The sequence below is a fragment of the Streptomyces sp. NPDC111606 genome (assembly GCF_055656945.1).
Genome location: NZ_JBVKBY010000005.1, coordinates 629,553 through 640,830 on the forward strand (window position 1 = coordinate 629,553; position 11,278 = coordinate 640,830).

The following is an 11,278-nucleotide window of genomic DNA, read 5'->3' on the forward strand; positions in this document are numbered from 1 at the left end:
TCAACGCACGGTCCTTCGAGTGGCCGGGCTCACCAATGTGCCCTTTCGTAGTGCTTACGGATGAGTTGCGACCAAGTGGAGGGCCCGTGCAGACCGACATCGATCCGCGCAATCTGATCGGCCGCAAGGCCTTCGACCGCAACGGCACCAAGATCGGCACCATCGACGAGGTCTATCTCGACGACGCGACCGGAGTGCCGGAATGGGCGGCGATACGCACAGGCCTGTTCTCCAGGGACGCCTTCGTCCCCCTCGAGCCCAGCGATCTGGTCGAGGGCAGCCTCCACGTCCCCTTCGACCGCGCCCTCATCAAGGACGCCCCCGACTTCGGCGTGGGCCGCCACCTCTCCCCTGAACAGGAACTCCAGCTCTACCACCACTACGGCCTCGACGTAACCGCCCCACCCCCACCCCCCGACCGAGACTTCGGCAACCTGGCAACCACCGAAACCCCGGACGACAACGGCCCCCGCACATCCCACCCGCACTCCTGAAGACGCCCCCCTTCCACCGCCCATCCCCCAGCCCCCACAGTCACGCCCACCTCCGGCCCGCCCGCAGCTGACCCACCTGTCACCTCCGCGCGGCCGAGTTCCCTTGCCCAGCCGCACCCCATCGCACCGCAACGCCCGCGGCGCCGCCCACGCGGCACCCGACGACACACCTGGCCGCGGGCAGTCGTACCGCTGGAGCGGCACGGGCGGGCGCAGCGGCATCCCGCAAGCGCGGGCGAGCGACCCACCCCATACTGCAACCGCAACGCCGGGCGCCCGGAACCAACCGCACGTCCGGTTCCGCCCGCCCACGCCCTACCCAGGCACCACAGGCGGTGCCTCTCCCATGCCTCCGCCGCCCCTCTCCCGCCCCAGGTGACCGACCTCCACCTCTAAAACCCCACCAGGCCCAGTTCCCCCACCTCCCGCGTCTCCCCCGTCTCCCTCAGACACCCCAGGTCTCCCCCGCACCAACGGCAATGGCTCCGCCGCCTCCAGCCCCGGATCGTCAACCCGAAACGTCCGCACCCGCCCCGGCTCCGACGACTCAGGCGTCTCGAACCGCACCGTCACCCGCCCCAGCCCACTCCCCTGCACCCACCCGGGCCCGTACTCGACGTGCCGCACATCGTGCCCCGCAACCCACCGCCGCTCGACGGGCAGCGCAGCCTCCCGCTCCGCCATTGGCTCCTCGCGGTCGCCCTCTTCGCCGTGCTCGCCCCGCTCCCCCGCCACCTGCGCGAACAGATCCTCCTGCGTGTAGTCGGCCAGCCCGCTGACCCCGACTCCCAGCAGCCGCACCCCACCCGTCGTGTCCACGGAATCCAGCAGCCGCAGCGCAGCCTCCCGCACCAAACCCGGATCATCCGTCGGCCCCCGCAACGTCTCGGACCGGGTCAGCGTCGAGAAGTCGTACCGCCGTACCTTCAGCACGATGGTCCGCCCGGACAACCCGGCCCCCCGCAACCGTCGCACACAACGATCGGCCAGCCGCTGCACCTCGAGCCCCACCCGGACCCGGTCATGGATGTCCACGTCGTACGTGTCCTCGACGGACACCGACTTGGCCTCCCGCTCGGCCACCACGGGACGCTCGTCGAGCGCCAGCGCCATGGCGTACAGGGCATGCCCATGGGCCTTGCCCAGCAGCCGCACGAGCTCGTCCTCGCCCGCCTCGGCGATCTCGTCGACCGTGTGGATCCCGGCCCGCCGCAGATGATCCCCGGTCGCCGGCCCCACCCCCGGCAAGGTCCGCACCGACATCGGCGCGAGCAACGCCCGCTCCGTCCCCGGCTCGATCACCACCAGCCCGTCGGGCTTGGCCTCCTCCGAGGCGATCTTCGCCAGCATCTTGGAGGCGGCCAGGCCCACCGACCCCGCGAGCCCGGTGACGGCCCGTATGTCGGCGCGCAGCTTCACTCCCACCAGCCGCGCGGACTCTTCGTCCCAGGCGACTCCACCGGCCTCCAGGTCCACGAACGCCTCGTCCAGGCTCAGCGGCTCCACCAGCGGCGACAGCTCCCGCAGCAGGCCCATCACCTGCTCGCTGATGTCGCGGTAGATCCCGAAGCGCGGCACGAGATACGCGGCATTGGGCGCCAGCCGACGCGCCTGCCCCATGGGCATCGCCGAGTGCACCCCGAACACCCGAGCCTCATAGGACGCGGTGGCGACGACTCCCCGCGGCCCGAGCCCGCCCACGATCACGGCTTTCCCGCGCAGGCTCGGCTTGGATGCCTGCTCCACCGAGGCGTAGAAGGCATCCATGTCGAGATGCAGGATCGTAGGCGCGTTCCTCACATCTCCGATGCTGCCTCACGCCACTGACAATGCCCTGCTGCAACGGCCTGATACGGCGCCCCGGGCCGACCGATCGACCCACCCGGCACGCCCGCCGCACCACTGCGCAGGTGCGCCGGCGAAGACTGCTCAGACCGCCCGGTTGCGCCGCCGCGCCAGCTCGTCCGCCGGATTGTGCCCGACCAGCGTCTCCCCGGTGTCGATCCGCTCCCCGTGCAGCTGCGACAAGGCACTCTCGACGTCCCGCCACACCACGCCCACGGCGATCCCGAAGACCCCCTGCCCACCCTGGAGCAGCGCGTGCACCTCGTCCGGGGAGCTGCACTCGTAGACCGTCGCGCCGTCGCTCATCAGCGTCAGGCGCTCGAGATCCCGAAAGCCGCGCTCCCGCAGATGCTGGACGGTGGTACGGATGTTCTGCAGAGACACACCGGTGTCCAGGAACCGCTTGACGATCTTCAGGACGACGACATCCCGGAAGCTGTAGAGCCGCTGCGTCCCCGACCCATGAGCGGGCCGCACGCTGGGCTCGACAAGGCCGGTGCGCGCCCAGTAGTCCAGTTGCCGGTATGTGATGCCCGCGGCCGCACAGGCCGTCGGACCGCGATAGCCGATCTGCTCGGTCGCCATGGACGCCGCCCCTCCGCCGCTGCTCGGCACGGCCGTCGGTCGCTGCGGAGCGTGATCGGCCGCGCTGCCCTGAAGCGGGCTGCTGTGAAGCGGGTACGGGCCGCTCGCCCCGAGACTGCGTCCGGGGGCACCCCCAGCCGTACCGTCGCCGCTGCTTCTCACGCCGACCTCCGTCCTTGACCTGCCTTCTCGACGGTAGGCAGTCACCAGGGGTGCGTCAACGATCGCCACACTCGGCACGCCGAGTGATAATCACCCTAGGAGTGGTTTCCCGTGCCCCACCGCGGGGAAAGGCTAGCCGAATGCGCTCGGAGCAGGCCGCAGGACGCTCTTCCTCGCCGCTGGCAAATGCCGGCATTTGAGCCGTAACGGACTGTGGGCCGCACCACCACGGACCGCGAGTCCGCCGGGCCGCCCACGCCGCCTCACTGACTGCTGGTGCCGAAGTCCTCGGGCGAGATCTGGTCGAGGAACTCGCGGAACTTCTCCACCTCGTCCTCCTGCTCGTCCGGAATCGCGATGCCCGCGTCGTCGAGCACGCCGTCGCTGCCGTAGATGGGCGTTCCGGTGCGCAGGGCCAGCGCTATGGCATCGGAGGGGCGGGCACTCACCTCGACGCCGCTGGCGAAGACCAGCTCGGCGTAGAAGACGCCCTCACGCAGATCCGTGATGCGTACTTCGGTGAGCTCCTGGCCGACGGCCTCCAGCACGTCCTTGAACAGGTCGTGGGTCAGCGGTCGCGCGGGGGCCATGCCCTGCTGGGCGAAGGCGATCGCCGTCGCCTCCCCCGGCCCGATCCAGATGGGGAGGTAGCGGTCGCCTCCCACTTCACGCAGGAGCACGATCGGTTGGTTGGAGGGCATTTCGACCCGGACACCTACGACATCGAGCTCGTTCACACAGCAACCCTAGGCCGTGCTCGGGACGTTTGGGTAGTCGGGCCGAGAACGGGTGGCCGATCCGGGCTCCCCGCCCCTGCCAGGCTCAGGGCAGCCGCACCCCGAGAGCGGTCTGCACCAGTGCGGCGTGCAGCTTCACGGCAAGCCCCGCCAGTTCCTTCGTACGCGCCTCGGCATGAGCCCTGGTCTGCGGATTGCGGTGCCGCCGCAGGGGTGCCACGACCTGGTCCACGAGCCCGGCCTCACGATCTGCGGCGGCCTTCATCACCCGCAGATGCCGTGGTTCGATGCCGAAACGCCCCAGCTCGACAACGAGCGAGGCCACAGTGACCGCCTCGGCGTCGTACGCCCCGTCGGGCAACGGGGCGATCAGGCCGTACGACTCCCATTCCGCGAGCTCCTGCTCACCGATCTCGGCGGCGACGAGCAGCTCGGCCCGCCCGATCCGGGCCGCCGCGGGCGCCTCGACGGGCTCCAGGACCGTTTCTCCATCGCGCTGCCGGCACACGGTCGGCAGCGGTGCGGCCTCACCGCGTTCCATGGCGTCCAGGTGCTCGCGGATCACCTTGAGCGGCAGATAGTGGTCCCGCTGCATCCGCAGGACGTGACCGAGCCGCTCGACGTCCTGCGCGCTGAACTTGCGATACCCCGAGGGGGTCCGCTGCGGCTCGACGAGACCCTCCGACTCCAGGAAGCGGATCTTGGAGATGGTGATGTCAGTGAACTCGTCGCGCAGCACGTTCAGCACCGTGCCGATGCTCATCAGCCGACCGTCCGTGGCGGCGATGCCGTGCCCGGCACCGCCGCTCGGTGTTTTCAGCATGGACCTTCCCTGGGTCTCCCCGGACGGGCTCCGGGGGAGGGTCAGTAGCCCCGCTGGCTCGCGTAGAAGACCAGCCGGTACTTGCCGATCTGCACCTCGTCACCGTTGTTCAGAGCGACCTGGTCGATCCGCTCGCGATTGACGTACGTGCCGTTCAGGCTGCCGACGTCGGCCACCGTGAACGAGCCGTCCTGAGCGCGACGGAACTCCACGTGCCGACGCGAGACCGTCACGTCGTCCAGGAAGATGTCGCTCTGCGGGTGCCGACCGGCCGTGGTCAGATCGCCGTCCAGCAGGAACCGGCTGCCCGAGTTCGGCCCGCGGCGCACCACCAGGAGCGCGGAGCCCAGGGGCAGCGCGTCGACGGCAGCCTGCGCCTCCGGAGACAGCGCCGGGATAGCCGTCTGACCGGTGGTCTCGGCGTCGTAGGCCTCAAGACCGGAGATGGAGATCGTGGAGGTCGTCTCGGACGGACGCTCGGGCGTCGCACCGGGCCGCAGCGGGGCGCCGCAGTTGGAACAGAAGCGGCTGTTCTCCGCGTTGCGGTTACCGCACCTCGTACACACCAGGGCCGACATCGGGGAAAACCCTCCACCCGTACTTGAGGTTGACGGTTGCCCGAAACCTATGCCGCCGGACTGGCCAGGGTCAACTGACGGCGCGCCCTGACCACCGGAAATGTCACCACCCGGCCCAGGTACCTGGTCCCTGAACAGGGGGCGCTGGCCCTCATCGTCCCCCTGTGCGCGGTGACGAGCGGTCGCGTTGTCGCTACCCTCTCGCGCGCTCTTGCCGAACAACTTCGCAAACAACTTCACGGGCGATTCCCCTTGACCGAAACAGACCCGCCCGTGGGGCAGGACGAACCCTGACTGCACTCCCTGTCCGACCCGGACATCTTCACAACGTCCGTCTCCACCAGACAGTTTCCACCACGCACCACCCATTCGGTGCGCCGACCCCCCGCAACCTCATGCCCTCGCCTGACGTCCCCCATGCACCGTCGGTTCACTGGGAGGACGACCGAGCGTAGTCAGGCCGCTTCGCCGCTCGCAAGGCGTCCACGACGATCTTGTCCGACCGCTCGATGGTCACGGTGGCCTGCTCCTTCTCGAGAGTCTGAACCACGCCGCCAGGGATGTTGAGGGCTGGTTCGAGGTCCTGCGACTTGCCGATGACCTTGAAACGATAGGGAGCGTTGATCTTGTTCCCGTCGACGCCAACGCTGTTGCCGGCGTCAGTCAGATAGGTGCCGGCGACGACGCGTACGCCGTTCACCTGGATCGCTTCCGCGCCGGCCGCGCGCAGCTCCTGGATCGCGTCGAGCAGCATGTCCGCCTCGACCGTCCCCTTCGTGTCGTCGATGGTCATCGTGATGCCGGGTCCCTGAGCCGCCACCGTGCCCGCCAGAATGCCGAGTTGTCTCTCCTTCTCGACCGTCTGCTTGCGGGCCTCCTCGGCCTGGTTCGAACTGTTCTCCAGTTCATCGCGCTGCTTCTCGAGACCTTGCTTCTCGTCCTCAAGACGCTGAGTACGGTCATCCAGTTCATCGAGGATGCGAACGAGATCTTCCTGACGTGCGCCGCGCAGGGCACCGTCACCCTCACTGTTCGACGCGACCTGGACGGCCAGGCCGAAGCCGAGGCCGAACAGCAGGACGGCGACGATGAGTTGGGCCCGACTGACCCGCGGCGGCCACAGCCCCTTCACGAGCCGCTGCCGACCGGTCAGGCCGGTCGTGGGTCCCTCGGTGCCGTCCGCGTCCTGCGAGGCGTTGTCCACGGCCTCGGTCGCACCCGCCGGCATCTCCTCGGGCAGTTCCTTGCGCAGCCTGTTCTCCGGCGTCTGGTCCTCGTTACTCATCGGCCTCACGCCCGGAACACGTGCCGGCGAATGGCCGCGGCGTTGGAGAAGATACGGATCCCGAGCACGACGACCACACCGGTGGACAGCTGGGCGCCCACGCCCAACTTGTCGCCCAGGAACACGATCAGCGCGGCGACGACCACGTTGGACAGGAACGACACGACGAAGACCTTGTCGTCGAAAATGCCGTCGAGCATGGCCCGCAGACCTCCGAAGACGGCGTCGAGGGCCGCCACGACGGCGATCGGCAGATACGGCTCGACGACCGCCGGAACCTCAGGCCGGACCAACAGGCCGGCCACGACGCCCACGACGAGGCCCAGTACGGCGATCACGATGTGCCCTTCTCGGTGTTCTCGGTATTCGGCTGTGCTGTACGTACGGTCACACTCGGGGCGGCGGGCAGCCGGAGGTCGCCCTGCACGGAAATGCCGGTCCGGATCCCGAAGTTCTCCTGCAGGGCGTGCAGATACAGGCCGTCGGCGCTGTCCTGGAACCTGGTGCTCAACCGCTCGCCATCCCCCACCGCGAGCACCGTGTACGGCGGAACCAGCGGCTTGTTGTCGACCAGTATCGCGTCTCCCGCGGCCCTGATCGCCGACAGGGCGGTCAACCGCTGCCCGTTGATCGAAATGGCCTCGGCGCCCGACTCCCACAGCCCGTTGACCACACGCTGCATGTCACGGTCGCGCACCCGGCCGGTGTCGGAGAACCCGGATGTTGCGCGCGGGTCGCCGTCGCCCCCCGAGACGGTCTCCTTGGCGTCGTTGACGATCAGCTTCACACCGGGCCCGTGCACCTCGACAGCGCCCGCCAGGATGCCCACGAGCTCCCCCTGGTCGCTGTCACCGGTCGACTTCAGCGCCTCACGCTGCCGGGCGCTGACGTCATCGCGGAGCTCGTCGACGGTCTCCTCCAGCTGGTCCGCCGCCGAGGTCTCACGGTCGATACGGTCTACCAGCTCCTCGCGCTCCTTGGCCACGACGGGCGCCGCGACCCGCGCCTGAGCCGCCCCCACGGTCACCACGAGCGCCGCGAGCACCAGACCGGCAGCGAGCCCCAGCTTCGCCCTCAGCGTCTTGGGCAGCCCTCCGTCGCCCGCGGCCTTCTTGCGCGCGGCTGCCTCGGCGTAACCGTCGTCGAGGCTGTGATCCATGACATTGGTGAGCAGCGACATGGACGCGTCCGGGCGCGCGGGGCGCGTAGGTGTGCTCCGAACGGGGGGCTGCTGCGGCATGCCGCACATCGTCGCACGTCGCCGCCGATACCTCCGAATGGCCCCACCGGCGTGCCGGACAGGCCTCCTGGGGAGGCCTGTCCGGCACGCGCGCGTGGGCCGTGCTTCAGCGGCCGGCGCTGTCCACGACCGCCGCCCATTCGTCGAGCAGAGCCTGTGCGGAGGCGTCGTCCGGGCCCTCCGCCCACAGATGGGTGACCGCCTCGGCCGGGTCGGGCAGCACCATCACCCAGCGCCCGTCCGTCTCCACGACCCGCACACCATCGGTCGTGTCGACAAAGCGATCCCCGGCCTCCTCCACGACCCGGCGCATCACGAGTCCCTTGACGGCCCAGGGGGTCGCAAGATCCCGCTTGATGACATGGGCCCGCGGAATCCGAGCGTCGATCTGGCTGAGCGTGAGCTGCGTCCGCGCTACCAGCCCGATCAGCCGAACGAAAGCCGCCGTACCGTCGAAGACACTGCTGAACTCGGGGACGATGAACCCGCCCCTGCCGTCGCCGCCGAAGATCGTCGTGTCGTCACGACCGACCCGGGTCAGGTCGTCCGGCGAGGTCGTCGTCCATTCCACCTGTGTCCCGTGGTAGGCCGCCACCTGCTCAGCGATCCTCGTCGTGGTCACCGGCAGCGCCACACGCCCGCTACGCCGCTCCGCGGCCACCAGGTCGAGCATGACGAGCAGAGCCCGGTCGTCCTCGACGATCCGCCCCTTCTCGTCCACCAGCGAGAGCCGCTCACCGACCGGGTCGAACCGCACCCCGAACGCGGCCCGTGCGGACGCCACGATCTCTCCCAGCCGCACCAACCCCGACCGGCGCGTATCCGCCGACTCCGTGGGCCTCGACTCGTCGAGACCGGGGTTGATCGTCAGCGAGTCCACACCGAGCTTGCCTAGCAGGCTGGGCAGCACGAGCCCCGCGCTGCCGTTCGACGCGTCGACGACGACCTTGAGCCCCGACTCCGAAATCCCCGTCGTATCGACGTTCCGCAACAACGACCCGGTGTATGAGTCGAAGACACTGGCCGGAAAATGCAGATCCCCGATCTCTCCGGGGAACGCACGCCGGTACTCCTGCCGCGCGAAGACCCTGTCCAGCTTCCGCTGACTGGCCTGCGACAGATCGGCACCCCGCCCGTCGAAGAACATGATGTCCACGGAATCCGGCACTCCGGGCGTCGTACGGATCATGATCCCGCCGGCACTGCCCCGCGCAGTCTGCTGCCGCGCCACGGGCAGCGGTACGTTCTCCAGGTCCCGTACGTCGATGGCGCTGGCCTGCAGCGCCGAGATGACCGCCCGCTTGAGTGCACGGGCACCGCGGGAGTGGTCGCGAGCCGTGGTGACGGTCGAGCCCTTTTTCAGGGTCGTCGCATACGCGCCGGCGAGTCGCACGGCAAGCTCGGGCGTGATCTCCACGTTCAGGATTCCGGAGACGCCACGGGCACCGAACAGATGCGCCTGGCCCCTGGACTCCCAGATCACCGAAGTGTTGACGAAGGCGCCGGCCTCGATGGTCTTGAACGGATAGACGCGCACATTGCCCTGGACGATCGATTCTTCACCGATCAGGCACTCGTCACCGATGACCGCGCCGTCCTCGATCCGGGCCGCCCGCATGATGTCGGTGTTCTTCCCGACGACGCACCCGCGAAGATTGCTGTGCTGCCCGATGTACACGTTGTCGTGCACGACAGCCTTGTGAAGAAAGGCTCCGCTCTTCACGACCACGTTCGAGCCGACGACGGTGTGCTCACGGATTTCCACACCAGCCTCGACCTTGGCATAGTCCCCGATATACAGGGGCCCACGAAGGACGGCATCAGGATGTACCTCGGCGCCTTCTGCCACCCAGACGCCGGGGGAGATCTCAAAGCCGTCGAGCTCGACGTCGACCTTGCCCTCCAGGACGTCGGCCTGCGCCTTCACATAGCTCTCGTGGGTGCCGACGTCCTCCCAGTATCCCTCGGCGATATAGCCATAGATGGGCTTGCCTTCCTTCATGAGCTGCGGGAAGACGTCGCCGGACCAGTCCACGGGGACGTCGGCCTCGACATAGTCGAAGACCTCGGGCTCCATGACATAGATGCCGGTGTTCACCGTGTCCGAGAAAACCTGACCCCAGGTCGGTTTCTCGAGGAAGCGCTCGACCTTGCCTTCCTCGTCGACGATCGTGATGCCGAATTCCAGCGGATTGGGCACACGCGTCAGACAGACCGTGACGAGCGATCCCTTTTCCTTGTGGAAATTGATCAGCTCGGTGAGGTCGAAGTCGGTCAGGGCATCGCCGGAGATGACGAGGAAAGCATCGTCCTTCAACGCCTCTTCGGCGTTCTTGACGCTTCCGGCGGTACCGAGTGGCTTCTCCTCATTGGCATAGCTGAGCTCCATTCCGAGCTCTTCACCGTCACCGAAGTAGTTCTTGACCAGGGAGGCCAGGAACTGCACTGTCACGACGGTTTCATTCAGCCCATGCCTTTTGAGCAGCCGCAGAACGTGCTCCATGATCGGCCGGTTGGCCACCGGCAGGAGCGGCTTGGGCATGCTTGAGGTCATAGGGCGAAGGCGCGTGCCTTCGCCCCCGGCCATCACGACGGCCTTCATGTCGGAAGCGTCCTCCTCGAAGAGACGACTGTCTAGCCGACTTCACCCGTCCAGATTGTCCCGCACTTTTCCGCCGCGGGCCATCGAGCGCTACGGGCTCTCCAATCCGCGAGTTCAATCGGCCATGGCGTCCGCACGGACCAGGCGGCGGACTTGTACCACGTAGAGGACTCCTGCCCACCAGTACAGGGTTGTACCCCATCCGGCGAACGCCCATCCGAAAATAGCAGCGAGTGACGGGATCCACCCGCTTCCGTCGCTGAGCAGCAACAACGGGAAGGCGTACATCAGGTTGAACGTGGCAGCCTTCCCAAGGAAGTTCACTTGCGGTGGCGGATAGCCATGGCGCCTGAGGATGCCCACCATCACCAGCAGAAGCAGCTCACGCGCCAAAAGTGCAGCGGTCAACCAGACCGGCAGAATCTCGCGCCAGGTGAGGCCGACCAAAGTCGAGAGAATGTAGAGCCGGTCTGCCGCGGGGTCGAGTAGCCGGCCCAGGCTGCTGATCTGGTTCCAGCGCCGCGCGAGCTTGCCATCCAGGTAGTCGGTGACGCCACTCAGAGCCAGCACCAGAAGTGCCCAGCCGTCACTCTTGGGCCCACCGAACTCAGGCCTGAGAATCAGCCACAGGAACAGCGGCACGCCAAGGAGCCGCGCCATGCTGAGGATGTTGGGGATGGTGAGCACTCGATCCGTCTGGACGCGAGTCTCCTGGACCTCCACCCGGGGGCCTCCTGTGGGAAACGTACCTACGATGCCCCCTGACCCTACCTCAACACAAAAAAGCTCTGGCCCTCGGGCTGTATGCCCAAGAGCCAGAGCTCTAAAAGGAGTTCGGCGGCGTCCTACTCTCCCACAGGGTCCCCCCTGCAGTACCATCGGCGCTGTAAGGCTTAGCTTCCGGGTTCGGAATGTAACCGGGCGTTT

General features: G+C 67.9%; 11 protein-coding genes and 1 rRNA gene. 1 reads left to right on the forward strand and 11 read right to left on the reverse strand.

Going from position 1 to position 11,278, the window contains the following annotated elements; genetic code table 11:
- Positions 1–86: 86 nt before the first annotated feature.
- Positions 87–494 carry a PRC-barrel domain-containing protein gene (locus ACZ7M7_RS21570; protein ID WP_328882999.1) on the forward strand — a complete coding sequence of 136 codons (408 nt, stop codon included), beginning with the start codon at positions 87–89 and terminating at the stop codon, positions 492–494.
- A gap of 315 nt (positions 495–809) precedes the next feature.
- On the opposite strand, the gene ACZ7M7_RS21575 is transcribed toward ACZ7M7_RS21570, so the two are convergent.
- From ACZ7M7_RS21575 to rrf, 11 genes are all read right to left on the reverse strand, one after another.
- Positions 810–2,294: a DNA polymerase IV gene (locus tag ACZ7M7_RS21575; protein ID WP_472119235.1), complete on the reverse strand. Its 1,485-nt coding sequence runs from the start codon at positions 2,292–2,294 to the stop codon at positions 810–812.
- A gap of 129 nt (positions 2,295–2,423) precedes the next feature.
- Complete coding sequence (locus ACZ7M7_RS21580) at positions 2,424–3,086, reverse strand: MerR family transcriptional regulator (protein WP_383616950.1); 663 nt, start codon at positions 3,084–3,086, stop codon at positions 2,424–2,426.
- A 263-nt stretch (positions 3,087–3,349) separates the two neighbouring features.
- On the reverse strand, positions 3,350–3,823 hold the full coding sequence (locus ACZ7M7_RS21585; RefSeq protein WP_004002801.1) for a bifunctional nuclease family protein: 474 nt from the start codon (positions 3,821–3,823) through the stop codon (positions 3,350–3,352).
- Between the two features lie 85 nt (positions 3,824–3,908).
- A complete protein-coding gene (ftsR, locus tag ACZ7M7_RS21590) occupies positions 3,909–4,646 on the reverse strand; it encodes a transcriptional regulator FtsR (RefSeq protein WP_383616947.1) in 738 nt (245 codons plus the stop codon).
- 41 nt (positions 4,647–4,687) lie between these two features.
- Positions 4,688–5,593: an FHA domain-containing protein gene (locus ACZ7M7_RS21595; protein ID WP_369269762.1), complete on the reverse strand. Its 906-nt coding sequence runs from the start codon at positions 5,591–5,593 to the stop codon at positions 4,688–4,690.
- Between the two features lie 61 nt (positions 5,594–5,654).
- On the reverse strand, positions 5,655–6,509 hold the full coding sequence (locus ACZ7M7_RS21600; protein ID WP_472119241.1) for a DUF881 domain-containing protein: 855 nt from the start codon (positions 6,507–6,509) through the stop codon (positions 5,655–5,657).
- Positions 6,510–6,514: 5 nt separating this feature from the next.
- A complete protein-coding gene (locus ACZ7M7_RS21605; RefSeq protein ID WP_003988855.1) occupies positions 6,515–6,847 on the reverse strand; it encodes a small basic family protein in 333 nt (110 codons plus the stop codon).
- Positions 6,844–7,749, reverse strand: coding sequence for a DUF881 domain-containing protein (locus ACZ7M7_RS21610; protein WP_383616941.1), 906 nt, complete (start codon positions 7,747–7,749; stop codon positions 6,844–6,846). Before ACZ7M7_RS21610 ends, ACZ7M7_RS21605 begins: the two co-directional genes overlap by 4 nt.
- Positions 7,750–7,855: 106 nt before the next feature.
- Positions 7,856–10,351, reverse strand: a complete 2,496-nt coding sequence (locus ACZ7M7_RS21615; protein WP_383616938.1) for a sugar phosphate nucleotidyltransferase — start codon at positions 10,349–10,351, stop codon at positions 7,856–7,858.
- A 114-nt stretch (positions 10,352–10,465) separates the two neighbouring features.
- A complete protein-coding gene (locus ACZ7M7_RS21620) occupies positions 10,466–11,074 on the reverse strand; it encodes a CDP-alcohol phosphatidyltransferase family protein (RefSeq protein WP_383616935.1) in 609 nt (202 codons plus the stop codon).
- Positions 11,075–11,183: 109 nt separating this feature from the next.
- A 5S ribosomal RNA gene (gene rrf / locus ACZ7M7_RS21625) occupies positions 11,184–11,278 on the reverse strand; the annotation flags it as partial.

Bases quoted from the DNA above. Each gene is read 5' to 3' on its own strand.
- ACZ7M7_RS21600 (WP_472119241.1), bottom strand. From the start codon at position 6,509: ATGAGTAACGAGGACCAGACGCCGGAGAACAGGCTGCGCAAGGAACTG.
- ftsR (WP_383616947.1), bottom strand. From the start codon at position 4,646: ATGCTGAAAACACCGAGCGGCGGTGCCGGGCACGGCATCGCCGCCACG.
- ACZ7M7_RS21595 (WP_369269762.1), bottom strand. From the start codon at position 5,593: ATGGGTGGTGCGTGGTGGAAACTGTCTGGTGGAGACGGACGTTGTGAA.
- ACZ7M7_RS21610 (WP_383616941.1), bottom strand. From the start codon at position 7,749: ATGCCGCAGCAGCCCCCCGTTCGGAGCACACCTACGCGCCCCGCGCGC.
- ACZ7M7_RS21615 (WP_383616938.1), bottom strand. From the start codon at position 10,351: ATGAAGGCCGTCGTGATGGCCGGGGGCGAAGGCACGCGCCTTCGCCCT.